The sequence below is a fragment of the Achromobacter sp. K91 genome (genome assembly GCF_003576205.1).
Lineage (GTDB): Bacteria > Pseudomonadota > Gammaproteobacteria > Burkholderiales > Burkholderiaceae_B > Achromobacter > Achromobacter aegrifaciens.
In genome coordinates this window covers 1-25,942 of record NZ_QWFB01000031.1, presented here as the reverse complement: position 1 = coordinate 25,942, position 25,942 = coordinate 1, and the positions used below count along the sequence as shown (strand labels likewise).

The window sequence follows — 25,942 nt, the reverse complement described above, 5'->3', positions numbered from 1 at the left end:
AGATGCTCACCAATCTTCACCTGCGGCCATGAGCACGCAGGCTGCCACGGTCTATACGGCCATGGCGGCGGTGAGGGGGGCGTGGTGGGTGTAGCCCGACAATGAAAAGTCGCTGGGTTCCACCTTCTCCAGCCATTCGGGCTCATAGCGTCCGGTCACCGCGAAATCGGGAATGCGGTCCGACAGCACCAGCGTGGGTGCTTCGTAGGGCTCGCGCGTGAGTTGCTCACGCAGCATCGGCAGGTGGTTTTCGTAAATGTGCGCGTCGCCGATGAAATAGGTGAACCAGCGCGGCGTGTAGCCAGTCAGTCGGCCGACCAGATGCAGCAGGGCCGCACCTTCGGTGAGATTGAATGGCGTGCCCAAACCGACGTCGTTGGAACGGATGTACAGGCACAGCGATATCTCGCGGGTCGTCGCGTTCGGCAGGAATTGGTAGAGCAGGTGACACGGCGGCAGCGCCATTTCCTCGATCTGCGCCCAGTTCCAGCCGTGGAACAGGATGCGGCGGTCGCCGGGCCGCTCATGGATGGTGTCCAGGCATTGCCGCAGCTGGTCCACCGCCTTGTAGAGCAGCACCTTGGGCACGCCGCCTTCCTCCAGATCGGAGACCTTGGCGTAGCCGCGCGACAGGGCGTCGGCGATCTGCGCCGAGCGGCTGGCGTCCAGCATCTTGTAGGCCGGCCACTGGCGCCATTGCACGCCGTAGACCGGGCCCAGGTCGTCGGGTCCTTCACGGTACGGGTTGGCCAGCCACTGGCTGTTCTCGTTGGCATTCTGGTCCCAGACCTTGCAGCCAAGCTCGCGGAATTCCGCTGCGCTGCGCGAGGCGCGCAGAAAACCCACCATTTCGCCGATGGCGGACTTGAAGGCCAGCTTCTTCGTGGTCACTGCGGGGAACCCTTTTTGCAGGTCGAAGCGCAGCGATGCGCCCGGCATGCTCAGGGTGCGTATGCCCGTGCGGTTCTCCTGCCACGCGCCGGTGTCCAGGATGGATTGAACGAGGTCCAGGTATTGTTTCATGGCGGTCCTTGCGCACGCTCGCCCGGCGGGTGACGCAGACAGCCGCCGCGAACGGATCGCGGCGGCTCTTATAAGTTAGGAATAGATGAATTACACCACGCGGGCGCGGTTCAGGCGGCGGCCGGCGTTTCCTGCGTGTCGACGATCTCGACCGAGAAGGTCAGCGCCGCAGTCTTCTCCAGCATGGCCGAGGCCGAGCAGTATTTTTCGTGCGACAGCTGCACCGCGCGCTCGACCGCGGCGCGCGGCAGGTTGTGGCCGGTAACGGTGAAGGCGAAATGGATGCGGGTGAAGACCTTGGGGTCGGTATCGGCGCGGTCGGCCTGGAGCTTGACGCTGCAGCCGCTGACGGCATGGCGCCCGCGCTTGAGGATCAGTACCACGTCATAGGCGGTGCAGCCGCCGGTGCCGGCCAGCAGCATTTCCATGGGACGGGGGGCCAGATTGTGCCCGCCGCCGTCCACGGCGCCGTCCATCACGGCCACGTGGCCGCTGCCGGTGCTGGCGGTGAAGAGCATGCCGTTCGGGCCGCCCCAGTCGATCGTGCATTCCATATTGTCGTGTCCTTGAGCTTGAGCGCTGTCAATGGCTGATGATACCTGTTGCGTACAATTCCGGGCATGAGAGCCCCGCCCCGCATCAGGGGTGTGTGCGCCAGCCTTGCCGAGGAGTTGCCCTATGTCCACCGCTCTGTCACGCCCCAGCCCCGTTTCCTTCCTGCGCCGCATCAACCCCGTGGATGCCCTGCTGGCCGAGGCCGACCGCGCGTTGCGGGTGCTGTCCGGCAGCGCCACGGCCGGCCGTCCGTATCCGGCCACCGCCGATGAGGCGCCGCAAGCCCTGTCGGCCCAGGAAAAGCGCCACGCGGCCGGCTTGATGCGGGTGAATCATGTCGGCGAGGTCTGCGCCCAGGCGCTGTACCGGGGCCAGGCTTCGGTATGCCGCGAACCCGCGCCGCGGGCATTGCTGCTGAACGCGGCTTCCGAGGAAGTGGATCATCTGGCCTGGTGCAATCAAAGGCTGACGGAACTGGGCAGCCGCCCCAGCCTGCTGAATCCGGTTTGGTACGCGGGTTCGTTTGCGCTCGGCGTGCTGGCCAGCTACGCCGGCGTGCCGCGCAATCTGGGTTTCATGGCGGAAACCGAAAAACAGGTGGAAGCGCATCTGGAAGAACATCTGCGCACCTTGCCGGTGCAAGACGAGCGGTCGCGCCAGATCGTGCAGAAGATGAAAGAGGACGAGGCGCAGCATCGCGCCAGCGCGGAAGCGGCGGGTGGAGTGCCCTTGCCGGCGCCAGTGAAGGCCGCGATGCGGGCGATGTCCAAGGTCATGACGACTACCGCTTACTGGGTCTGAAGCAGTTGGAAAGCGAAATGTTGCAATGCGCAAAAATAGCTGCAACTTGGTGCCGCGCGCACCGTTCTGGTGCGAAATCCAGAGCGGGATAACCCGATGATGGCTAGGGTAAGCCCCGGGTGGGTTTACCCATTCGGCAAAAACCCTGTTCTTGGAACAGGCATTGATTGGCGCGGGTTTCCAGAGGGGTGCTTAGGGTTTTGCGGCAAATTTGCAACGCAAAAAATCCCTTGTGCGGCAGACTAAAAAAATTCTTGCATCGCACAAAAAACCTCGGTACTATTCATTCATCGGATGTTGAAACGCAGTCGGCGCGGTGCAAAACCCCGAAAGCGTAGCGAGCAGAAGGCCGGCTCCCAACATGCCACGGTTGTCTCCTCCACCCTCCTCCTTTGGTGGATTTAGCCCGAGATCTCACGATCTCGGGCTTTTTTTTCGATGTTTTAAATGTGTCCCCATTTAACTGGAACAGAGCATCGACCGTAGCCCTTCATGGCACTTATGCCAGGGGGCGGTCTGCGCGTTTTCCCTTGGATATTTCGCGTGCGCCAGGGCGGAAAGTTCTACAATCGTTCCATGAAATCCCTATTTCCGCGCTTGCGCGGTTTCGCCTTGGCGATCGAGCCAAATGGCAGTTCCAAGCTGGTGCTGCCGGTATGGCGCAATGCGTTACGTTCTGTGCCGGTGAATTGCACTTCCTTATTCCTCCCATATATGGGCGTTACACCTGCCTCCGATAATGGCGGGCCTGTCTCGATAGACCAACCAGAGGTGACTCGGTGACCTGGCTGTACATTTGCGTGGTCGCATTCATGGTGGGGGGACTCATCGTGGCGTCGGAGCGCTGGCATGGCGCCTTCACCGGCGACAGCGACCTCAACAAGCCCCAAGCCAACCATTCCCGCGCCACGCCCCGCGTCGGCGGGCTGGCAGTGCTCGCGGGCACGCTGGCGGGCCTGCTGGTTCTTGGACCCAGCAACATGACGCTGACCTGGCTGTGGCCCGCGCTATTCGTCGCGGCGCTGCCCGTGTTCGTGGCCGGCCTGCTGGAAGACATCACCAAGGACATCGGCGCCAGCAAGCGCCTGCTGGCGGCCTTCCTGTCGGCCGCGATCGCCTGGTGGCTGCTGGGCGGCGTCAGCCGCGTGGGCATGGCGCCGGTGGATTACGTGCTTTCCTTCTGGCCGGTGTCGCTGCTGTTCACCATGTTCGCGGTGGGCGGCTGTACGCACGCGCTTAATATCGTTGACGGCATGAACGGCCTGGCCGGCATGGTGGCCACGCTGATGGCCGTCTCGATCAGCCTGGTGGCGCTGCAAGTGGGCGACGTGCCGATTTTCCTGGTGGCGGCGGCGCTGGCCTCGGCCACGCTGGGCTTCCTGGTCTGGAACTTCCCGTTCGGGCGCGTGTTCCTGGGCGATGGCGGCGCGTACTTCCTGGGCTTCATGCTGGCCGAGCTGGCCGTGCTGCTGGTAGTGCGCAATCCTTCGGTGTCGCCGTTCTACGCGCTGGCGGTGTTGTTCTATCCCGTCTTCGAAACCGGTTTTTCGATCTGGCGCCGCCGCTTCAAGCGCGGCGTGCCGGTGGACCAGCCGGATGCGCTGCACCTGCACCAGCTGGTGTTCCGCCGTCTGGTGCGTGTCACGTTCAGCCGCGGCCGGCGGCATGCGGTGCCGGCGCTGTGCAATGCGCTGGCCTCGCCTTACATGTGGGTGCTGGCCCTGATCGGCCTGGTGCCCGCGACCATCTGGTGGGACAACGCCTGGGCGCTGTGCGCCAGCCTGGTGGTGTTCGCCGCCGTCTATATCTGGCTGTATTCGCGGCTTGTGTCCTGGCGTCGTCCAGGCTGGCTGCTGCTGCCATCCGTTTTGCGGACTTCCGATTAGTTTTGGGCGCCCCGGCGACTGCCGCCGGGGGCTCGGTAATCTTTTTCTAATCACCCGACCATATTTGAAATGCCGTAATCGTTCTACGGTGAAGGGAGAGTTATGTTGCGAATTCAGGATGTGAAACTCGCTGTTGTCGGCCTGGGCTATGTCGGCCTGCCGCTGGCTGTGGAGTTCGGCAAGAAGCGTTCGGTCATCGGGTTCGATATCAATACGCGCCGCATCGACGCGCTCAAGGCGGGCCACGACCATACGCTGGAAGTCAGCGATGAAGAGCTGAAGGAAGCAACCCAGTTGAGCTACACGGCGGACCGCGCCGTGCTTGGCCAGGCCAACGTGTTCATCGTGACCGTGCCGACCCCCATCGACGAGTACAAGCAGCCGGACCTGACCCCGCTGGTCAAGGCCAGCGAGACCATCGGCGCCGTGCTCAAGCGTGGCGACATCGTCATCTACGAATCCACCGTCTACCCTGGCGCCACCGAAGAAGACTGCGTGCCGGTGCTGGAGCGCGTGTCGGGCCTGAAGTTCAACGTGGACTTCTTTGCCGGCTACAGCCCCGAGCGCATCAATCCGGGCGACAAGGACCACCGTGTCAGCACGATCAAGAAGGTGACCTCCGGTTCGACGCCCGAAGTGGCCGAACTGGTCGACCAGCTTTACAAGCAGATCATCACCGCTGGCACCCACAAGGCCTCAAGCATCCGCGTGGCCGAGGCCGCCAAGGTCATCGAAAACACGCAGCGCGACGTGAACATCGCGTTGATCAACGAGCTGGCCCTGATCTTCAACAAGATGGGCATCGACACCGAAGCCGTGCTGCAGGCGGCCGGCACCAAGTGGAACTTCCTGCCGTTCCGTCCGGGCCTGGTCGGCGGCCACTGCATCGGCGTTGATCCCTATTACCTGACTCACAAGGCGCAATCCATCGGCTATCACCCCGAGATCATCCTGGCGGGCCGCCGCCTGAACGACTCGATGGGCAGCTACGTGGTGTCGCAACTGGTCAAGGCCATGACCAAGCGCCGCATCCACGTGCAGGGCGCCCGTGTGCTGGTCATGGGCCTGGCCTTCAAGGAAAACTGCCCCGACCTGCGCAACACCCGCATCGTGGACATCGTGAAGGAACTGGGCGACTACAACGTCGATGTCGACGTGTACGACCCGTGGGTCGATTCCGAAGAAGCCATGCACGAATACGGCCTGACCCCGGTGGCCAAGCCCGAGGAAGGCAAGTATGACGCCGTGATCCTGGGCGTGGCGCACAATCAGTTCAAGGCGTTGGGTGCGGAAGGCATCCGCAAGCTCGGCAAGCCGCAGCACATCCTGTATGACCTGAAGTACGTGCTTTCGCCTTCCGAATCCGATCTGCGCCTGTAAGGACTGCCCATGACCACCCGCTTTGAGACCATCAAGAAGGAACTGTCGGCCGCGCCGCGCAAGTGGCTGGTGACCGGCTGCGCCGGCTTCATCGGTTCGAACCTGCTGGAAACCCTGCTGAAGCTGGGCCAGACCGTGACCGGCCTGGACAACTTCGCCACCGGCCATCAGCACAATCTGGATGAAGTGCGCGACTCGGTCACGCCCGAGCAGTGGGCGCGCTTTACCTTCATCGAAGGCGACATCCGTGACCTGGAAGCCTGCCGCCGCGCGGCTCAGGGCGTGGATTTCGTGTTGCACCAGGCCGCGCTGGGCTCGGTACCCCGCTCGCTGAAGGATCCGATCACCACCAACGCGGTGAACATCGGCGGCTTCCTGAACATGCTGGTGGCGGCGCGCGACGCCGAAGTCAAATCCTTCGTCTACGCGGCCTCCAGCTCGACCTACGGCGACCACCCGGCGTTGCCCAAGGTCGAGGAAAACATCGGCAACCCCCTGTCGCCGTATGCGGTCACCAAGTACGTCAATGAGCTTTACGCGGACGTCTTCGCGCGTTCCTACGGCTTCGAGTCGGTCGGCCTGCGCTACTTCAACGTGTTCGGCAAGCGGCAGGATCCCAACGGCGCCTATGCGGCCGTGATCCCCAAGTGGACGGCCGCGATGATCCAGAACGAGGACGTCACCATCAACGGCGACGGCGAGACCAGCCGCGATTTCTGCTTCGTGGAAAATGCCGTGCAGGCCAACATCCTCGCGGCCATGGCCGCGCCGGAAGGCCGCAACCAGGTCTACAACGTGGCGGTCAGCGGCCGCAGCACCTTGAACCAGCTGTTCGGCTTCCTGGTGCAAGCCCTGGGCAACCAAAACGTGGTTTATGGCAAGAAGCCGGTCTACGCCGACTTCCGCGCGGGCGACGTGCGCCATTCGCAGGCGGACGTCAGCAAGGCGGGCCGGTTGCTGGGCTACGAGCCTACGCACACCGTGCTGCAAGGCCTGGAAGTGGCCATGCCCTGGTACACGCAATTCCTGCGTTGATTTGAAAGCACTCGTCAGAAAACTCGGCAGCATCCACCCGGACCACCAGCGCATCTTCAAGGGCGCCTTCCGGGTGGCGGTGTTCCTGCTGCTGGGCAAGGCCGCTGGCGCCATCAAGGAGATGGCGGTGGCGTACCGCTACGGCGTCAGCGACGCCGTGGACGCCTACCAGTTCACGATGACCATGGCCACCTGGCTGCCGGTCACCATCGTGGGCGTGCTGTCGGTGGTCCTGATCCCGGTGCTGGTGCGGCTGCGCCGCGCCGATGTCGCCGAAAGAAATCTGTTCATCCGCGAGCTGCAGGGCTGGGTGGGCGCCGCGGGCATTGCGCTGGCGCTGCTGACCTGGTTCGCCTGGCCGCAGGTCGTCGGCGTGCTGGGCCAGGGTTTGTCGGCCCGCGTGGGCGACATGACGGGCCAGCTGCTTGTCGCCTTCGCGCCGGTGTCGGCGCTGCTGCTGGTTGCCGGCATCAGCGCCGCGCGGCTGCGGGCGCAGGAAAGACACGTCAATACCCTGCTGGACAGCGTGCCGGCCGTGGCGACGCTGGCCTGGGTGATGCTGGCCGCCAGCGCCGACGGCGTCGGGCCGCTGCTGTGGGGCACGCTGGTGGGTTACGCGATCCAGACCGTCTGGCTCGCGTGGCTGGCTGCGCGCGCCGATGGCGGCTTCTGGGGCGCGCCCTGGCTGACGCTGCAATCGCCGCACTGGCCCGAACTGCTGGGCGCCGCGGGCGTGATGTTGATCGGCCAGGTGGCCATGAGTTTCGTCGGTCCGCTGGACCAGTACGCCGCCGCCAATCTGGGCGCGAACGCCAACGCCACGCTGGGCTATGCCAGCCGGCTGCTGTCGCTGGTGCTGGGGATTGGCGCCGTGTCGGTGGGGCGCGCGGCCTTGCCGGTGCTGGCCGATGTGCAGGCGCGCGGCGACACCGCTCGTGCGCGAGGCATGGCGCTTAAATGGTCGGTGCTGATGGTGGCCGCAGGCGCCGTCGCCGTCGCCGTGGGTTGGATACTGGCGCCGTGGGGCGTTTCCGTGCTTTTCCAGCGTGGCGCCTTCACCGCCGAGAATACCCAGGCCGTGGCGCATGTGTTTCGCTGGGGGCTGCTGCAACTGCCGTTCTACTTCGGCGTGCTGATCCTGGTGCAATTGCTGGCCAGCCAGAACCGCTACCGCGTGATGGCGGCCATTGCCGTCGCCAATTTCGCCCTGAAGGCGGTGTTGAATACCGTGCTGGCGCCCAGGATGGGAGCGGCCGGCATCATGCTGGCGACCAGCCTCATGTATCTGTTGTCCTTCGCGTGCTACCTGCTGGTGGCAATGCGCAAGCCTGAACCCAAAGAGGCCGATTGAATGCCCGTGACCGATACCGGCCCGGCGCCGCGCGTCCTGCTGTTCATCCACTCCCTGCATGGCGGCGGCGCGGAGCGCGTGGCCGCGGACCTGAGCGCGCACTGGGCGGGCATGGGCCGCGAGGTCATGGTCGTGACGCAGGCCAGCGCCGAGGGCGACGTCTACACGCTGCACCCCAAGGTGCGCCGCGAGGTCCTGCATACGGCGGGCGAGGGCGGTGGCCTGCGCGGCATCTGGAGCAATGTGCAACGGGTGCGCGCCTTGCGCCGCGTGGTCAAGTCGTTCCGCCCGGACATCGTGCTGGGCATGATGACGACGGCGTCGGTACTGTCGGTACTGGCCTGCGCGGGCCTGTCCTGCCGGGTGATCGCCACCGAGCATACCCATCCGCCTTCGCAGACCCTGTCGGGCTTCTGGCAGCGCCTGCGCCGCCTCACATATCCGCGCGCAGCCAGCGTGGTGGCGCTGACCCGCGGCACGGCCGACTGGCTGGCGCAGCACGTGCCGGGCAGCAAGCTGGCCGTCATTCCCAACCCTGTACACTTTCCCCTGCCTCGCGCTGAACCGGTCTTGACGCCGGTGTCGGGCGACGGCCGCAAGCGCCTGCTGGCGGTGGGGCGCCTGCACGCCGACAAGGGTTTCGACCTGCTGATCCAGGCCTACGCGAAATTGGCGGCGTCGCATCCTGGCTGGGATCTGGTTATCCTGGGCGAGGGCGACGAGCGCCGCGCCTTGGAGGCGCAGGCCCTAGAGGCCGGCCTGGCGTCGCGGATTTTCATGCCGGGGCGCGCAGGCAACGTCGGCGACTGGTATGACAGCGCCGATCTGTACGTGCTGACGTCGCGCTTCGAAGGGCTGTCCAATACCCTGCTCGAATCCATGGCAAGCGGGCTGGCCGCCGTGTCGTTCGATTGCGACACGGGGCCGCGCGAGATCATCCGCGAGGGCGTGGACGGCGTGCTGGTGCGCCCCAATGGCGACGTGCCCGCGCTATGCAAGGCGCTGGACGCCGTCATGCGCAATGACGCGGACCGTGTACGCATGGCGCAGGCCGCGACCGACGTGCGCGACCGTTTTTCGGCCGCGCGCGTGCTGCAGAAATGGCAAGAACTTTTTGACGGTGTGCGCGGAACCGGCCGTTGAGGCCGCGCGTCGCGCCGTTGCTACAGTGACAACGAGAACTTCATCATGTGCGGAATAGTCGGGATTTGGGGCCCTGTCGGGAACAAGGAGCGGGTGTTGGCGGAAAGCTGCCGCCGCATCCGCCACCGCGGGCCGGACAGCAATGGTTTCTGGGAGGATCCCGAGGCCGAGCTGGCGCTGGCGCATGTGCGCCTGGCGATTCTCGACCTGACCGAGGCCGGCCATCAACCCATGACGTCGGCCTGCGGCCGCTATGTCATGGTGTTCAACGGCGAAATCTACAACCACCTCGACATCCGCAAGCAGCTCGAACAATCTGCGCTGGCGCCGTCGTGGCGCGGCCATTCCGATACGGAAACGCTGCTGGCGGGCTTTACCGCCCTGGGCATCGAGGCCACCTTGCAGGCCGCGGTGGGCATGTTCGCCATCGCGTTGTGGGACCGCGCCTCGCGCAAGCTGATGCTGGCGCGCGACCGCATGGGTGAAAAGCCGCTGTACTACGGCTATTCAGGCGCCGAGCTGGTGTTCGCGTCCGAACTCAAGGGCCTGATGCCGATTCCGGGCTTCGGCCGCGAGCTCAACCGCAACGCGCTGGCGTCGTTCATGCGGCACAACTACATCCCAGCGCCGCAGTCGATTTACCAGGGTATCGCCAAGTTGCCCCCGGGCGCCTGGGTCGAATTCACGGCCGATGACACCCGCAGCCGCCGCATGCCCGAGCCGCGCGTGTACTGGTCGGCCCGCGAAGCCGCGGACACTTCCGCGCAATCGCTACTGTCTTTCGAATCCGACGCGCAGGCCACTGACGCGCTGGAAGGCGTGCTGTCCAAGGCGGTCGGCGGCCAGATGCTGTCGGACGTGAGCCTGGGCGCCTTCCTGTCCGGCGGCATCGACTCGTCCACCATCGTGGCTCTGATGCAGGCGCAAAGCTCGCAGCCCGTGCGCACTTTTGCCATCGGCTTTCACGAGAAGGGCTACGACGAGGCGCAGCATGCCAAGGCGGTGGCCACGCATCTTGGCACCGACCACACCGAACTGTACGTGACGGCAGAGGACGCGCTGGCCGTGGTGCCCACGCTGGCCGACATGTACGACGAGCCGTTCGCGGATTCGTCGCAGATCCCGACCTCGCTGGTCACCCGCATGGCGCGCCAGCACGTCACCGTGGCGCTGTCCGGCGATGGCGGCGATGAACTCTTCGGCGGCTATTCGCGCTATTTCCGTGTGAACAACTGGTGGCAGCAATGCGAACGCGTCCCGGCGCTGCTGCGCAAGCCCGCCGGCGCGTTGTTGAGTGCGTCTACCCAACTGCCCGGGCGCGGCGCCTGGCGCGGCAAGGTCGGCAAGCTGGGCGAACTGCTGCGCACCGATACGCGCGGCGAGTTCTACCGCCATTTCGTGTCGTACTGGGCCGATCCTTCCAGCGTGGTGAAGGGCGGGGTGGAGCCGGTGTCCGAATTCGCCCGGGCGATGCAGGGTTCCACTTTCGAAGCCATGATGAAGCTGGACACGGTGACCTACCTGCCGGACGATATCCTGGTCAAGGTGGACCGCGCCGCCATGGCCGTCAGCCTGGAAACGCGCGTGCCGCTGATCGATCACCGGGTGTATGAGTTCGCCTGGAGCCTGCCGCACCAATACAAGGTGCGCGGCAACACGGGCAAGTGGCTGCTGCGCCAGGTGCTGCACCGTCATGTGCCGCAAGCGCTGGTGGACCGTCCCAAGCGCGGCTTCGCCGTGCCGCTGGCCGCGTGGTTGCGCGGCCCGCTGCGTGAATGGGCCGATGCGCTGCTGGACCCGGCGCGCCTGCGCCAGGAGGGCTGGTTCGAGCCCGAGCCCATCCTGCGCAAATGGCGCGAGCACAGCTCGGGCCATCGCAATTGGGACAGCCATCTGTGGGGCGTGTTGATGATGCAGGCCTGGCTTGACCGCTACCGCGGCGGCAAGGAACAGGGAGGATCGGTTGGGAGTCTTTGACGCATGAAAATCTTGATGCTGGTCAGTTCCATGCACGCGGGCGGCGCCGAACGGGTCGCCGCCACGCTGGTCAACGCATGGGCCGAACGCGGGGATTCCGTCATTCTGACGCCCACCTACTCGTCCAAGGGCAGCTGCTTCTATCCGCTGTCGGACAAGGTCGAACTAGTCTGGCTGGCGGATCTGGCAGGCACGCGCGCGTCGGGAGCCATGGCCGCATTCAAGCGTCTGCTCGCGCTGCGCAAGCACATCCGCGATTCGAAGCCGGACGTGGTGGTGTCCTTCCTGACCAATGTCAACGTGGCCGCCATACTGGCTTCCCTGGGATTGAAGGCGCCGCTCATCGTTTGCGAGCGTACCAATCCGGTGGCCGAAACCACGACGGGAACCGTGTGGCGCAAGTTGCGACGCATCCTGTATCCCCGCGCCGACATGGTGACGGTGCAGGCGGAGGACACCGCCGGCCCGTTCGCCCGGCAGGTGCCGGGCATCAAGCGCCTGGCCGTGATTCCCAATCCGCTGCCGGCGCCCTTGCTGGATGCACCGCTGGTGCCGCAGCGTGAAGATGGCGCTCCCCGTGAACTGCTCGCAATGGGACGCCTGGTCACCGATAAGCAGTTCGACCTGCTGATCGATGTATTCGCGCAATTGGCGCCCGACTTCCCGGACTGGAATCTGCGCATCTGGGGCGAAGGCCCCGAGCGCGGCGCGCTGGAGCAGCAGGTCGCGCGCCTGGGCCTGCAGTCGCGCATCAGCCTGCCCGGCCGCACCGAGGCGCCTTGGGATGAACTGGCGCGAGGCCAGGCCTTCGTGCTGAGTTCGTTGGTGGAAGGCTTCCCCAATGTGCTGCTGGAAGCCATGTCGCTGGGCCTGCCCTGCGTGGCGTTCGATTGTCCCAGCGGACCGCGCGAGATGACGCGCAATGGCGAGGATGCCCTGTTGGTGCCCGCCGGCAATCGCGATGCCCTGCGCGAGGCCTTGCGCCGCTTGTTGGGCGATGCCTCCCTGCGTCAGCAACTGGGCATGCGCGGCGCTGCCGCGGTGCGCCAGCGTTATGCGCTGGCCAGCGTCCTGGCGGAATGGGATGAATTATTCGATGCCGTGCGGGAGGGACGATGAGCGCCCGGCGGCTGCGTGTCCTGCACATCATCACCGGCCTGGGGCAGGGCGGGGCCGAATCCGTGCTGTTCCGCCTGGCGACCTATCCCGGGGCTGACGTGGAGCATGTCGTCGTGTCGCTGACGGACGAAGGCATCTATGGCGAGCGTCTGCGCGCGGCAGGCGTCGCCGTGCATACGCTGGCCATGAAGCGCGGACGAGTCAGCCTGGGCGGCTTCCTGGCGCTGCGCTCGCTGATCGCGACGACGCGTCCCGATGCGGTGCAGACCTGGATGTACCACGCCGATTTGATCGGCGGCCTGGCGGCGCGCCTGGCGGGCGTGCGCGCCATCGCCTGGGGCATCCGCAATTCGGGCGAACACCTGGAGCGCAGCAGCCGCTCGGCTCGCCTGGTGCTGCGGGCCTGCGCGCTGCTGTCGGGCCGCATACCGAAGGCCATCGTGTGCGCCGCCCAGAAGTCGGCGCAGCGTCATGCCGACAAAGGCTATGACCGCGAACGCATGGTGGTCATCGCCAATGGCTATGACTTATCGCGCTATGCGCCGAATGATGAAGCCCGGCAGCAGGTGCGCGCGCACTGGGGTTTGCCTCAGGACGTGCCGGCCATCGGTTGCGTGGCCCGCTGGGATCCGCTCAAGGACCACGCCAACCTGCTGCGCGCCGTCGCCGCGCTGGTGCGCGACGGACGCGATGCGGGACTGCGCTGCGTGCTGATCGGCCGCGGCATGGATCCCGCAAACACCGAGCTGGCGTCCTTGATCGACAGGTTGGGCCTGCGGGACCGGCTGGTGCTGGCGGGACCCAGCGATGATGTGCCCGCCGCAATGAACGGGCTGGACCTGCATGTCCTGTCCAGCTGCGCGGAAGGCTTTCCCAACGTGGTGGCCGAAGCCATGGCCTGCGGCGTCTACTGCGTCGTGACGGACGTGGGCGACGCGGCCTTTATCGTGGGCGACGCCGGCGTGGTTGTGCCGCCGGAGCAGCCCGAGGCGCTGGCCCGCGGCATTGAGACGGCCCTGTGCGAAGTGGCCTCGCGCGGCCGCATGCGCGCGGGCGAAGCGGGCCGCGCCCGCGTGCTGGAAAATTTCGACCTGGCTCGCATGGTGCAAAGCTATATCGCGGTGTGGCGCCGCATCTCGGGAGTCAAAGCATGAGCGCAGGGCGCCGCCTGCTGTTTGTCGTCAACAATCCGGCCTTCTTCATGTCGCACCGCGTGCCCGTGGCGCTGGCCGCGCAACAGGCGGGCTACGAGGTGCATGTCGCCACCATGGACGGTCCGGCCGTGGCCGACATCCAGGCGTTGGACATGACGCATCACGCCATACCGATGACGCGCAGCGGCAAGCATCCCTTGCAGGAGTTGGGTACGCTGCTGGCCCTGATACGGCTGTTCCGGCATCTGCGGCCGCAGATCGTGCATCTGGTCACGATCAAGCCCGTGCTCTATGGCGGCATCGCTGCCCGTCTGACGCGCGTGCCGGGCATGGTCGCGGCGATTTCCGGCCTGGGCTTCGTGTTCCTTTCCAATTCGCTGAAGATGAAGCTGGTGCGCGCCGTGGTGGCGCGCCTGTATCGGCTGGCGCTGGGCCATCCCAATAGCCGCGTGATCTTCCAGAACGCCAGCGACCGCGATTTGCTCAAGTCGCTGGGAGCGGTGCGCGACGCCCAGGTCGTCATGATCCGGGGCGCGGGCGTGGACCTGAATGAGTATCGGGCCCAACCCGAACCGCCGGCGCCGCCGGTCGTGGTCACCATGGTGGCCCGATTGCTGCGCGACAAGGGCGTGCAGGAATTCGTGCAGGCGGCAAGGCTGCTGCGCGAGCGCGGCTTGCCTGTCACGATGCAACTGGTCGGCGGCGTGGACGCAGGCAATCCGGCCTCGGCGACGCAGGACGACGTGGACGCCTGGCAGCAGGAAGGCTGCGTGCGCGCATTAGGCGAACGTTCCGACGTGGCCGCGTTGTACGCAGCCTCGCATATCGCCGTGCTGCCTTCCTATCGCGAAGGCCTGCCCAAGTCGCTGATCGAGGCCGCGGCCTGCGCGCGCGCGGTCGTGACCACCGACGTGCCGGGTTGCCGCGATGCGATCGAACCGGGCGAAACCGGACTGCTGGTGCCGGTGCGCGATGCGCAGGCGCTGGCGGACGCCATTGCCCGTCTGGCCGAGGATCCGGCCTTGCGGCAGTCCATGGGCGCCGCCGGCAGGGCGCTGGCCGAGCGCGAGTTCAACATCGATCGCGTGGCGCGCATCCACGTGGAAATCTACGACGCGCTCAGCGCCTGAAATGGAAGCGCCGGCGCCGGCAAGGCGCCGGTTCGCGCTTAAGGACGGCGCGTGATCGCGTCGATCCAGTAGCGGGTGGAGGGATCCTGCTGGCTGGCTTGCTGCGAATTCAACTCGTGCATGATGCCCTTGGCCAAGGCCTTGCCGAATTCAACGCCCCATTGGTCGAAGGGATTGATGCCCCATACCACGCCCTGGGTGAACACCTTGTGTTCGTACAGCGCCAGCAGCGCGCCCAGCGTATAGGCTTCCAGGCGCGGCAGCACGATGAGCGAGGAGGGCCGTCCGCCCGGATGCACACGGTGCTGCGCCAGCAGCCGGGCGCGGTCGGGATCGCTTTCAATCGCCGAGGTTTCGGCCAGCGCTTCCTCGAAGGTCTTGCCACGCAGCAGCGCGGAACGCTGCGCCAGGCAGTTTGCGATCAGCAGCTCGTGGTGGCGCGCGTAGGCGTGGTCGGGTTTTTCGCACAGGATGAAGTCGACGGGAGCGCCCCGGGTGTCCTGGTGCAGCCACTGGAAGAAGGTGTGCTGGCAATCGGTGCCCGACATGCCCCAGACGGCCGGGCCGGTGGGCACGCCGGCCGGGCTGCCGTCGGCGGTGGCGACCTTGCCCAGCGATTCCATTTCCAGCTGCTGGGCCCAGGGCACGATGTGATACAGCCGTGAATCGTAGGGCGTGATTGTCAGGGAGTCATAGCCCAGCACGCTGCGATTTACGACACCGGCCAGGGCCAGTTGGACGGGTGCGTTTTCCTCGATGGGCGCGGTACGGAAATGCTCGTCCATGGCGGCGGCGCCCGCTAGTAGTTGGTCAAAGCAGTCGTTACCCAGCGCCAGCGCGACTGGCAGGCTGATCGCGGACCATAGCGAATAGCGTCCGCCCACCCAATCCCAGATCTGGAAGATGTGATCGGGCAGGATGCCCAGGTTCAATGCCGCCTCGACATTGGCGGTGACCGCCACGACCTGCTTGATCGGGTCCGACACGCCGGCATCGCGCAGCCAGTTCATGGCGACCTCGGCATTGGCCAGCGGTTCAGTGGTGGTGAACGACTTGGAGGCGACGATGACCAGGGTGTCGTGCGGGTCCAGCCGGCTCATCGCGTCCGCGACCGAATGCGAGTCCACGTTGGACGCGAAACGCACTTCACGCCGCGCGCCGCCGTGGCGCAGGGCGCGCGTGACCAGGCGCGGGCCCCAGTCGCTGCCACCTATGCCCAGATGCAACACGCAGCCATAGCGTCCGGCCGCATCGGCCTGACGCACGAATTCGCGCATCCGCTCACGCTCGGTCAGGACGGCCTTGGCCACCCTGGCGGGTGGTTGGGCCGCGCGCAGGGCGGTGTGCCAGGCGGGGCGCCCCTCTGTCCAGTTGGCGTTGCCGCCGTCGAACAGGCAAGCCCGGGCCGCCTCGAAGCCTTGTTGTGTCAGCAGCGCGGCCTCTGCATTTTCCAGCTCCGGCGAATACGCCTGCGCGCTCAAGTCCAGGCGTAGCCCGGGAGCATTGATGATGCGCAATTGGGCGCCGGTCTTGGGCGCGGCGCGCGTGGCCGTGATGAACGCTTGCCAGGCGGGGCTGTTCGACAGAGACATGGAATTCAGAAAGGCAGTTTGGCTTGCGGGGCGAGCTTGCTCAGCTCACGTCGAAAGTCGGCTTGGATGCGCTCCAGCGCCGCAGTCGTTTGCGCTTCGAACCGCAGCACGACGACCGGGGTGGTATTCGAGGGGCGGGCCAAGCCGAACCCGTCGGGATACTCCGCACGTACGCCATCAATGGTGATCACGCGGTTCGCATCTGGGAATTGGCCTTGGTCTTGCAAGGCCTGGACCAGGGTGAAGGGCTGGCCTTCCTCCATTTCCAGCTTCAGTTCGGGGGTGGAAACGTCTTGCGGCAGGGCTTCCAGCACGGCGCAGGGATCGGCGTCGCGCGACACGATCTCGAGGAGGCGCGCGCCAGTATAGAGCCCGTCATCGAAGCCGTACCAGCGCTCCTTGAAGAAGATGTGACCGCTCATCTCGCCGGCCAGCGGGGCGCCGGTCTCGGCCAGCTTCGCCTTCACCAGCGAATGACCGGTCTTCCACATCAGCGGCACGCCGCCGGCGGCTTCGACCGACAGGCCCACGTGGCGGCTGCACTTCACGTCATAGATGATGGTGGCGCCCGGATTGCGGTCCAGCACGTCGCGGGCGAACAGCACCAGTTGGCGGTCCGGCCAGACAATCTGGCCCGATTTCGTCACCACGCCCAGGCGGTCGCCGTCGCCGTCAAAAGCCAGGCCCAGTTCGCAGTCGGTCTCGGCCACGCACTTGATCAGGTCCTGCAGGTTCTTGGGTTCGGCGGGATCGGGATGGTGGTTGGGGAAGGTGCCGTCCACTTCGCAGAACAGCTCGGTGACCTCGCAGCCCAGGGCGCGGAACAGCGCCGGGGCGACCGCGCCGGCCACGCCGTTGCCGCAGTCGATGGCGATTTTCATGGGCCGCGCCAGCTTGATGCCGGACGCGACGCGTGCGATGTAGGACGCCACCAGGTCCAGCTGGCGGCGCACTCCGGGCCGGGCCGCCGGGGCGCTGGCGGGGCCGTTCATGCTGGCGGCCAGGGCCTGCACGTCCTCGCCGTAGAGCGCGCGGCCGCCCATCATCATCTTGAAGCCGTTGTATTTGGGCGGATTGTGGCTGCCAGTGATGGCGACACCCGATCCGGTCTGCATGACGTTGGCGGCGAAATAGACCAGCGGGGTGGGCACCATGCCGATGTCCAGGGTATCCACGCCGCCTTCCAGCATGCCTTCCTGCAACGCTATTGACAGCATTTCGCTGCTCAGGCGGCCATCACGGCCGACGACCAGGGTCTGTACGCCCTGGTCGCGCGCACGGGCGGCCAGTGCTACGCCCAAGGCCCGGGCAAAGCGTGCGTCGATCAGATCGGGCACGGTGCCGCGGATGTCATAGGCTTTGAACACCGAGCCCGGAAATTGCGTGTTGTCGCCCACAGCGATTCCTTGATGAGAGTTGCAGCGCGCATTCTGCCGGGGTCTGCTGGTAAACCCTCGTATCTAAAAGGCGGCTGGCAGGAGATTAAACCGAAATTATCCCCCATTGGCGCTCCCCCTTCATCCGGCAGACGGAGTAGGGCTTTTTTCCCCGTTGCGCCGTGGCAGTACGCCTGCCCTGATCTGGTGCGTACTCGGGCGCTGGCGCCTTGTTCCGGTGCGGCGGGCGGCCGCATTCCAGGTGCTCGCCCTGGTGGCTGGGCATGGCACAAAACTTGCTCGTCCTCCGAAGGTGATACGCTTGCTATGCAAGCAGAAAGACCGGGAGGGGCCATGGGCGCCAAAGTTTCTACTGTCATGTCATCCAGGGGCGCCTCAAACCGGCGGGGCCCGCCCACGGATCACGCCGGACCGGCCGCAGGCCGCGAGCGCCGGCTCGACATTCACGTGTTCGTTTCCGAGGCGGGCGGCCTGGCCACGGGCCGCGCCTGGGAACGCTGCGTATGGCGCGACGCCCGCGTGCTGATCGCCGAGTGTCCGGCGCCTCATCTGCCGGCTTCCGTGGAAAGCGCGTTGCGCGCCGTCGCCGCCGACGTGGCGCGGGATCGCGGCTGGCAGGGCATGGGCACCGTTGCTTTCGCGCTGGACGACCGCAGCGGCGTGTTCCGCGTGATCGACGCCCAGGCGCAGGCACATGCGGGCACGGCCGTGCATGACTGCGAACCGGTCGCCGCCCATGCGCTGGAACTGCGCATCGATGGTTGCGTGGACCGCCGCCTGCCGTGCACGCGGCTGCTGGTGTGCGGCGCGACCCGGGGCGAGGTCCTGCGCCGCGCCTACCGCGCGCTGTCGGAAATGCCCGGCCCCGCGGGCGTCGACCGCGCTTTTCTCATGAACCGCATCGCCTCGCGGGCCTATTGTTCGGGCCTGACGGGTACGCGGCTGGATCAGGCCGTCGGCTGAAAGGCTCTGCCGGCGGGTGCGGCATGCCCGCCGTGCTGTGACCCGGGCGCTCACCCCCTACAATAGACCGCACACTCCCAGCCTGGGCTCGCCCCAGGCGCTACTTGTGCCGCACTATGACCTTGCTGAGCGATCTACAGTCCCTTCTGGGCGCATCCCACGTGCTGACGGGCACGGACGCCGACACGTATGTGCTGGATTGGCGCCGCCGTTATCGAGGCGCCGCGATGGCGGTTATCCGTCCCGGCTCGACCGGGGAAGTGGCGGCGGCCGTGAAACTGTGCGCTACCCATGGGGTGCCGGTGGTGCCGCAAGGCGGCAACACGGGCCTGTGCGGAGGCGCCACGCCTGACCTGTCCGGCAGCGCGGTGATCCTGTCCACCACCCGCCTGACAGCGGTGCGCGCACTGGATACCGACAACGACACGATCACCGTGGAAGCGGGCTGCGTGCTGCAGGCCGTACAGGAGGCCGCAGCCGCGGCGGGCCGGCTGTTTCCGCTGAGCCTGGCCGCCGAAGGCAGCTGCACCATAGGCGGCAATCTGGCGACCAATGCCGGCGGCACCCAGGTGCTGCGCTACGGCAACACGCGTGAACTGACTCTTGGCCTGGAGGTCGTGACCGCCGAAGGCGAGATCTGGCACGGCCTGCGCGGCCTGCGCAAGGACAACACCGGCTACGATTTGCGCGACCTGTACATCGGCAGCGAAGGCACGCTGGGCATCATCACCGCAGCCACGCTGAAACTGTTTCCCAGGCCCGTGGCTTCATGCACGGCATTGCTGACCCTGGACGGCATCGATCAGGCCGTCGAGCTGCTGTCGCGCGCCCGGGCGGGCTTTGGCGCGGCGCTGACCGGCTTTGAACTGATGAGCGGTGCCTGCCTGCAGTCGGTCGTTCGACTATTCCCGCAGCAGCGCCTGCCCTTCGAGGGAGATTCCGCCGCATCGCCATGGTTCGCCCTGCTTGAGCTGTCCGACAGCGAAAGCGAGGCGCACGCGCGCGAACGCTTCGAGACCGTATTAGGCGAGGCCATCGAAAGCGGGCTCGTGAACGATGCAGCCATTGCCGCGAATGTGGCGCAAAGCAAGGCGCTGTGGCACTTGCGTGAAAGTATTCCGCTGGCCGAAGCGGAGCTGGGCAAGTCGGTCAAGCATGACGTGTCGATCCCGATCTCGGCCATCGCCGGCTTCGTGCACAAGACCAACGCCTTGCTGCAGGCGCGATTTCCTGGCGTGCGCCATGTGATCTTCGGGCACCTGGGCGACGGCAATCTGCACTACAACGTGGCCCATGCGCCGGGGCAGACCGAGACCGAACTGCTGGCGCTGCAAGGCGACATCTACGGCGTGGTGCACGACAGCGTGCACGCGCACCATGGTTCGATCAGCGCGGAACATGGCGTCGGGCAGCTCAAGATCGACGAACTGCCGCGCTACAAGAGCGCCATCGAACTGGATCTGATGCGCAGAATAAAGCGAGCGTTGGACCCGCAAGGTCTGATGAATCCGGGCAAGGTACTGCGGGCCTGAGGTGGCGCGCACGAAAGGGAATCGCAACCATGGCAACCAGTCCCGCGGCGGGCGCGAATTACAGGGTATTGATCGTCGAGGATGATCCGGTCATCTCGGGCAATCTGTACACCTTCCTGGAAGCGCGCGGCTTTCTGCCCGATGCCGCCTACTCGGGGCCGGCCGCGCTGGAGCGGCTGAAGGAGCAGCGCTTCGACGCCCTGATCCTGGATATCGGCCTGCCGGGCATGGACGGAAACGCAGTGCTGCACACGCTGCGAAACGACATGCGCGCGGATGTTCCGGTGCTGATGCTGACGGCGCGCGACAGCCTGGAAGACAAGCTGGCCGGGTTCTCGCATGGCGCGGACGACTACCTGACCAAGCCTTTCGCGCTGCTGGAAGTGGAAGCGCGCCTGGTGGCGCTTATCCAGCGCGCCAAGGGCGCGACAGTGGACTCGGTGCGGGCCTTTGGCCCCCTGTCCTACGATACCCGCAACCGTGCGGTGTCGGTCAACGGCAGCCCCGTGCACCTCACACGCAAGGCCAGCCTCATCATCGAGGCGCTGCTGCGCGATCCCGGCAGGGTGGTGTCGCGCGAGGAGCTGGAGTCCACGCTGTGGGGCAACGAGCCGCCTTCGTCCGATGCTTTGCGCAGCCAGGTGCACTTGTTGCGGCGTGCGCTGGCCGATGCCGGTTTCGACGGTATCGAAACCATCCACGGCACCGGCTGGCGCCTGACGCTGGAAGCCGGGGCGACAAGATGAGCGGCATTTCGTCGGCGTCCGCGGGGGGTACGCTGACCCAGCGCGTGGTCTGGGCGTTGACCGGAACCGTGGCGTTGTTCGTGACGGCGCTGGCCCTGCTGGCCTACCTGACCTTCGATCAGATGGAAGATGATCTGGTCAACGACATCCTCAACACCGAAATGGACCGGCTGGTGCAGCACGCCCGGGTCAGCGACGGTTTCCTGCCGCGCGAAGGTGTGCGCGAACTGGGCGGTTCGATGCGCGCCTGGGTCAGCTTGGACGGCAATCGGCCCGCCGACATGCCGCCGGAAATCGAGTCTCTGGATAGCGGCCTGCATCTGGTGGAGCCAGGCGCCTACACCTGGCACGTGATGGTGGCCGAAACAGGACGGGCCAAGGTGTACCTGCTGTACGACGCCACCGAGAACGAAGGGCGGGTGCATGACTTCGGCCTGATCGTGCTGGGCGTGGGCGCCATTTGCGTGGTGGGCGCCTATGCGTTGTCACGGCGCGTGGCGGCCATCGCGGTCAGTCCGTTGCTGGACCTGACCGACCGGCTGGCCACCTGGGCGCCGGGGTCGCCCGATATGGCAGTGACGCGCGACGACGAGGCGGGCCGGCTGATAGAGGCCTTCAACCGGGTGCAGAACCAGGTGGACAGGTCGATTGCGCGCGAGCGCGAATTCGCGGGCAATCTCAGCCACGAGGTGCGCACGCCCTTGGCCGCGATCCGCTCGGACAGCGAGTTGATGCTGCTGACCCAGGTATTGACTCCGGACCAACGCCAGCGGCTGACTCGCGTGGTGGACAACGTGGACGATGTGATCGTGTCGCTGGAGAGCGCACGCTCCATGGCGCGGGACGAACTGCGCCCGGCGGAGTCCGTCGATCTCGGAGAATGCATGGACAACGCCTGGCGCGGGTACGAAACCCAGGCGGGGTTGACCGGGCTCGGTTTCGAAAACCGGATCGCCGCCGGTCAGGTTCGCATGCTGGATCGCTATGCCTTGTTGACCGTGTTGCGCAACCTGATCCGCAACGCGGTGGAACACGCCGCGCCCGCGACGCTGACCGCCAGCATGGCGGCCGACGGCGCGCTGGAGCTGCGCGACGATGGCAAAGGCATTGCCGCCGACGATCTGCCCTTCCTGTTCCGCCGCTATTACAGCGGCCGCATGCGGGATTCGGGCGCGGGCGGCCCCGACGAGACGGCGCGCGGTCTGGGACTGGCGATCGCCAAGCGCGTCTGCGATATGCAGGGCTGGTCGCTGACGGTCGATTCTTCGCGCCAGGGCGAGCAGCGCGGCACCTGCTTCACGCTGCGTTTTGAGGCCGCTGAGGGGCATGCGATGGCGGCGGCCGGCGGGGCGCAAGGTCAAATTTGACGAAAGTTTGACTGTCGGCGGCCTAAGCTGCCCGTTTGCCTGACGGACATTCTGTCGCCACCATGCCGCCTTTATCGCCGCCCGCGTTGCGCAAGCCGACGCCGGCATCGTATCTGTCGATCCATGTTTTTGCGATCACGCTTGCGCTGGCCTGCCTGGCTTGGTGGGCCAATGTCTCAGGATTGGATATGCGCATCGCCCGAGCGCTGTTCGATCCGGCGCTGGACGATTTTCCGCTGCGTCTGAACCGTTGGCTGGATCTGATCGGGCATCGCATGGTGTTGGCCCTGCCTATCGGGATAGGACTGGCCGCGGTGGGCGTGGCGGCGGCAAGCTATCGCATTCCGGCCTGGCGGCCGTGGCGCGGACCGGCGCTGGTGCTGGCGGCAACTTGCCTGACCGGGCAGGTGCTGGTGAACCAACTGAAGCACTACACGACGCTGCCCCGTCCCTATGATCTGGACTCCCTGGGCGGCTACACCCCTTATCCGTCGTACTGGTGGACCTGGGTGCGGGCAGGAGGGGGCGGCGCTTTGCCCAGCGGTCATGCGGGCGCGGGCTATTCGATGTTGACCCTGTATTTCCTGGGCTGGGCGCTGGGGCGTCCGGCATGGCGCTGGTGGGGGCTGGCAGCGGGTATCGCGGGAGGAGTGGGTTTTTCCACGGTGCGTATCTTGCAGGGCGCCCATTTTCTCAGTCAGACGCTCTGGTCCGCTACCTTGATGTGGTTCCTGGCGGCCCTGTTTTTCTATCCCCTCATCGTTGCGCGTCCGGCCGTCTCGGGCTTGAACCATTAGCCGTGGGACTCCCGGGACGGTTGCTCCGGGCGAAACGGCGGCATGCTGCGCGTCGCCGGCGCCATTCTGGCGCGCGGACTCGATACCGGCCCAAAGTACAATGAGCGGCGACGCTCGGTCCCCGGCCGCGCTCAACTGTTTTCGGATCCTAGCCAATGAATGTTCCCGCCGATACTCCCGTCACGCCGCGGCGTCGTCCCCGGAACCTGGCTCAGGGGCTGGTCGAGAGCATCACGGAACGCATCCGTGGCGGGGACATCCGGCCCGGCGAAAAATTGCCGACGGAATCCGAGATCATGCGCCAGTTCGGCGTCAGCCGTACGGTGGTGCGCGAAGCCCTGTCGCGACTGCAGGCTTCGGGCCTGGTAGAGACGCATCACGGCGTGGGGACATATGCGCTGGAGCCCAGCGGCGGCGGGGATTTCCGCGTGGATCCTGCCGACATCGCCACGGTGCGCGATGTGCTGGTGCTGTTGGAGCTGCGCATCTGCCTGGAAAGCGAGGCTGCCGGCCTGGCTGCGGCCAGGCGCAGCCCGGAGCAGTTGCATGAGATGCGGCGCGCGCTGGAGGCCTTCAAGAGCGCGCTGGAAAACGACGGGGACACCGTCACGCCGGACTTCCAGTTCCATCTGCTGGTCGCGCAAGCCACGGACAACCGCTATTTCGCGGATCTGATGTCGCATCTGGGTTCGGCCATCATTCCACGCACGCGGATCAATTCGGCGAAGTTCGCACACGAGGACCGCGCCGCCTACCTGGCGCGTGTGAACCTCGAGCACGAAGACATCTACAGTGCGATCCAGCGCCAGGACGCGGAGGCCGCGCGCGCAGCCATGCGCACGCATCTGAGCAACAGCCGCGAGCGGCTGCGGCGCGCCCAGTAAGAGCGGCCGCGGGATCGTCCCAAACCGCGTTAACCTTTGCGCGTTTTCCAATTTCGAACCACGAGGCGGCATGGCTCTGCTCGGCATATACAGCGGCATTCTTTCATCTGAGCAGGCGTTGCGGCGCCAGGGGGAGGTGCTCGCATGCGCCGTCTGACTCTGCGGTTCATCATTGCGGTCCTGGCGCTGCTGACGCTGTCGCGGCTGGGGCTGGCCTTCTGGATGTGGGACCGGGTGGAGGCGGCAGGGGGGCTGGGGCCGCTGCTGCTGGGCGGCCTGCGCATCGACGTCTGCCTGATGTCCATGGTGATCGCGCTGCCGGCGGTGTTTTCGCCCTGGTTCGGGCATCGGCCGCTGGCCGCCCGCATCACCGCCTGGTGGTTCCGCGCCTGGTGGATGCTGTTCGTGCTGCTGGAGGTTTCCACGCCCCAGTTCATCGCGGAATACGATACGCGGCCAAACCGGCTTTATTTCATCTATCTGCTCAATCCGAAGGAAGTCGGTTCGATGCTGTGGCAGGGCTACAAGGGCGTGCTGCTGGCGGCCTTTGTGGTGCTGGTGCTGGCGGCCTGGCTGTCGGTCCGCCTGTTTCCGACCCGCACGCGCGATCCCTTCATGTCGTGGTGGAAACGGCCGGTGGCTTCATTCGTGATCCTGGCGCTGGTGTTCCTGGGCGCGCGCGGCACGCTGGAGCATCGTCCGATCAATCCGGCCAAGGTTGCCTACAGTTCGGACGCCATGGTCAACGCGCTGGCGCTGAATTCGCTGTATAGCGTGTTCGATGCCGCCTACCGCATGCGCGATGAGCGTTCCTCGGCCGCGATGTATCCCAGGATGGCTGTGGACGAAATGAATGCCATTGTGCGTGAGAAGGCGGGACTGACGGGGGCGCCGCTGGATGCGCGCTATCCCAGCCTGCATGAGCAGAAGGCGACGGTGCGCCGGGACAAGCCGCTGAATCTGGTCATCATCCTGCAGGAAAGCCTGGGCGCGCAGTATGTGGGCAGCCTGGGCGGGCGTGACCTGACGCCCAATATCGACCGGCTGGGCAAGGAAGGCTGGATGTTCCACCGTGCCTATGCGACGGGCACGCGTTCGGTGCGGGGCATCGAGGCGGTGACGGCGGGGTTCCTGCCCAGCGTGGCCGACGCGGTGGTGAAGCTGCCGCGTTCGCAGACGGGTTTCTTCACGCTGGCGCAGGTGTTGGGCAAGCATGGCTACCATTCGCGTTTCGTGTACGGGGGCGAGTCGCACTTTGACAATATGCGGGCCTTTTTCCTGGGCAACGGTTTCGATGAAATAGTGGATCGTCCCAAGTTCGTGAATCCGGTGTTCGAGGGGTCGTGGGGAGCGTCGGACGAGGACATGTTCAATCAGGTGGACCGGCTGCTGCGCGCGGATGGCGACAAGCCGGTGTTCACGCTGGCATTCTCGGTGACGAACCATTCGCCGTGGGAGTATCCGGAAGGGCGCATCAAGCCGGTGGGCGATCCGGCGACGGTGGATAACACTGTGCGCTATGCGGACTGGGCGCTTGGGCAGTTCTTCGACAAGGCGCGCAAGGCGCCGTACTGGGACAACACGGTGTTCCTGGTGATTGCTGATCACGATTCGCGTGTTTACGGTTCCATTCCGGTGCCGGTGCGGCATTTCCAGATTCCTGCGCTGATTCTGGGGGCGGGGATTGCGCCTCGGCAGGATGAACGGTTGGTCAGCCAGATCGATATGGCGCCTACCATGCTGTCCTTGATGGGCCTGGACAACGTGAATCCGATGCTGGGCGTGGACCTGACGCAGCGGGATCCTGATCGGGCGATGATGCAGTACGCGGATAATTTCGGGTATTTGCGGGGGGATCAGCTGCTGGTGCTGGAGCCTTCGAAGGCGCCGCGGCAGTTCAGGTATGAGGCTGCGCCTGTGGGGCGGGATGAGGTTTATGCGCCGGTGGAACCTTTGGATCCTCGGCTCTCGGAAGAGGCTTTGGCGCATGCTTTGTGGGCTAGTTGGGCTTATCGGGAAGAGCGGTATCGGTTGCCTTGATGGCGGCGTGGTTTGTGCGGGATGCTGCTGGTTCTTAAGACGCTTGGGGCGTTGTCTCTTATACACATCT

Annotated in this window: 21 protein-coding genes; 17 read left to right on the top strand and 4 right to left on the bottom strand. The window is 65.8% G+C overall.

Annotation, left to right across the window (positions count from 1 at the left end):
• Positions 1-51: 51 nt before the first annotated feature.
• Complete coding sequence (locus tag DXK93_RS13620; protein ID WP_054451978.1) at positions 52-1,023, bottom strand: thymidylate synthase; 972 nt, start codon at positions 1,021-1,023, stop codon at positions 52-54.
• 110 nt (positions 1,024-1,133) lie between these two features.
• Positions 1,134-1,577, bottom strand: a complete 444-nt coding sequence (locus tag DXK93_RS13615; protein WP_119450316.1) for an OsmC family protein — start codon at positions 1,575-1,577, stop codon at positions 1,134-1,136.
• A 124-nt stretch (positions 1,578-1,701) separates the two neighbouring features.
• On the opposite strand from DXK93_RS13615, the gene coq7 reads away from it, so the two are divergent.
• The 10 genes from coq7 to DXK93_RS13565 all read left to right on the top strand — a co-directional run bounded on the left by coq7 (position 1,702) and on the right by DXK93_RS13565 (position 14,554).
• A complete protein-coding gene (coq7, locus tag DXK93_RS13610) occupies positions 1,702-2,379 on the top strand; it encodes a 2-polyprenyl-3-methyl-6-methoxy-1,4-benzoquinone monooxygenase (protein WP_119450315.1) in 678 nt (225 codons plus the stop codon).
• A 779-nt stretch (positions 2,380-3,158) separates the two neighbouring features.
• Entirely contained in the window at positions 3,159-4,265 is a 1,107-nt protein-coding gene (locus DXK93_RS13605; protein WP_013396215.1) for a glycosyltransferase, read from the top strand.
• Positions 4,266-4,367: 102 nt separating this feature from the next.
• Entirely contained in the window at positions 4,368-5,645 is a 1,278-nt protein-coding gene (gene tviB, locus DXK93_RS13600; protein ID WP_054451976.1) for a Vi polysaccharide biosynthesis UDP-N-acetylglucosamine C-6 dehydrogenase TviB, read from the top strand.
• 9 nt (positions 5,646-5,654) lie between these two features.
• Positions 5,655-6,680: an SDR family oxidoreductase gene (locus DXK93_RS13595; protein ID WP_119450314.1), complete on the top strand. Its 1,026-nt coding sequence runs from the start codon at positions 5,655-5,657 to the stop codon at positions 6,678-6,680.
• A gap of 1 nt (position 6,681) precedes the next feature.
• Complete coding sequence (murJ, locus tag DXK93_RS13590) at positions 6,682-8,031, top strand: murein biosynthesis integral membrane protein MurJ (protein WP_119450313.1); 1,350 nt, start codon at positions 6,682-6,684, stop codon at positions 8,029-8,031.
• Positions 8,032-9,174, top strand: coding sequence for a glycosyltransferase family 4 protein (locus tag DXK93_RS13585; RefSeq protein WP_119450312.1), 1,143 nt, complete (start codon positions 8,032-8,034; stop codon positions 9,172-9,174).
• Between the two features lie 45 nt (positions 9,175-9,219).
• Complete coding sequence (asnB, locus tag DXK93_RS13580) at positions 9,220-11,151, top strand: asparagine synthase (glutamine-hydrolyzing) (RefSeq protein ID WP_119450311.1); 1,932 nt, start codon at positions 9,220-9,222, stop codon at positions 11,149-11,151.
• 3 nt (positions 11,152-11,154) lie between these two features.
• A complete protein-coding gene (locus tag DXK93_RS13575) occupies positions 11,155-12,270 on the top strand; it encodes a glycosyltransferase family 4 protein (protein WP_054451971.1) in 1,116 nt (371 codons plus the stop codon).
• The gene (locus DXK93_RS13570; RefSeq protein WP_175180599.1) at positions 12,267-13,424 is read left to right on the top strand and encodes a glycosyltransferase; all 1,158 of its coding nucleotides are present in this window, start codon (positions 12,267-12,269) and stop codon (positions 13,422-13,424) included. The genes DXK93_RS13575 and DXK93_RS13570 overlap by 4 nt, the downstream gene beginning before the upstream one ends.
• Positions 13,421-14,554, top strand: a complete 1,134-nt coding sequence (locus DXK93_RS13565) for a glycosyltransferase family 4 protein (protein WP_119450310.1) — start codon at positions 13,421-13,423, stop codon at positions 14,552-14,554. Before DXK93_RS13570 ends, DXK93_RS13565 begins: the two co-directional genes overlap by 4 nt.
• A 38-nt stretch (positions 14,555-14,592) precedes the next feature.
• On the opposite strand, the gene pgi is transcribed toward DXK93_RS13565, so the two are convergent.
• Positions 14,593-16,146, bottom strand: coding sequence for a glucose-6-phosphate isomerase (gene pgi, locus DXK93_RS13560; RefSeq protein WP_119450309.1), 1,554 nt, complete (start codon positions 16,144-16,146; stop codon positions 14,593-14,595).
• Between the two features lie 5 nt (positions 16,147-16,151).
• Complete coding sequence (locus tag DXK93_RS13555; RefSeq protein ID WP_119450308.1) at positions 16,152-17,543, bottom strand: phosphomannomutase/phosphoglucomutase; 1,392 nt, start codon at positions 17,541-17,543, stop codon at positions 16,152-16,154.
• A gap of 333 nt (positions 17,544-17,876) precedes the next feature.
• Here DXK93_RS13555 and DXK93_RS13550 point away from each other — a divergent pair, with 333 nt between their 5' ends.
• The 7 genes from DXK93_RS13550 (at position 17,877) to DXK93_RS13520 (ending at position 25,872) form a co-directional block, all read left to right on the top strand.
• Positions 17,877-18,506: a BPTD_3102 family carboxylase-like protein gene (locus tag DXK93_RS13550; protein ID WP_119450307.1), complete on the top strand. Its 630-nt coding sequence runs from the start codon at positions 17,877-17,879 to the stop codon at positions 18,504-18,506.
• Positions 18,507-18,622: 116 nt separating this feature from the next.
• Positions 18,623-20,038, top strand: a complete 1,416-nt coding sequence (locus DXK93_RS13545; protein WP_119450306.1) for an FAD-binding oxidoreductase — start codon at positions 18,623-18,625, stop codon at positions 20,036-20,038.
• Between the two features lie 29 nt (positions 20,039-20,067).
• Positions 20,068-20,784, top strand: a complete 717-nt coding sequence (locus tag DXK93_RS13540; protein WP_119450305.1) for a response regulator transcription factor — start codon at positions 20,068-20,070, stop codon at positions 20,782-20,784.
• Positions 20,781-22,151 (top strand): HAMP domain-containing sensor histidine kinase, encoded by a 1,371-nt coding sequence (locus tag DXK93_RS13535; RefSeq protein ID WP_119450304.1) that lies wholly within the window; start codon positions 20,781-20,783, stop codon positions 22,149-22,151. Before DXK93_RS13540 ends, DXK93_RS13535 begins: the two co-directional genes overlap by 4 nt.
• Positions 22,152-22,213: 62 nt before the next feature.
• The gene (locus tag DXK93_RS13530) at positions 22,214-22,948 is read left to right on the top strand and encodes a phosphatase PAP2 family protein (protein WP_119450303.1); all 735 of its coding nucleotides are present in this window, start codon (positions 22,214-22,216) and stop codon (positions 22,946-22,948) included.
• Positions 22,949-23,103: 155 nt separating this feature from the next.
• Positions 23,104-23,832 (top strand): FadR/GntR family transcriptional regulator, encoded by a 729-nt coding sequence (locus DXK93_RS13525; protein WP_054451961.1) that lies wholly within the window; start codon positions 23,104-23,106, stop codon positions 23,830-23,832.
• A gap of 144 nt (positions 23,833-23,976) precedes the next feature.
• A complete protein-coding gene (locus DXK93_RS13520) occupies positions 23,977-25,872 on the top strand; it encodes an LTA synthase family protein (RefSeq protein WP_119450302.1) in 1,896 nt (631 codons plus the stop codon).
• Positions 25,873-25,942 lie beyond the last annotated feature (70 nt).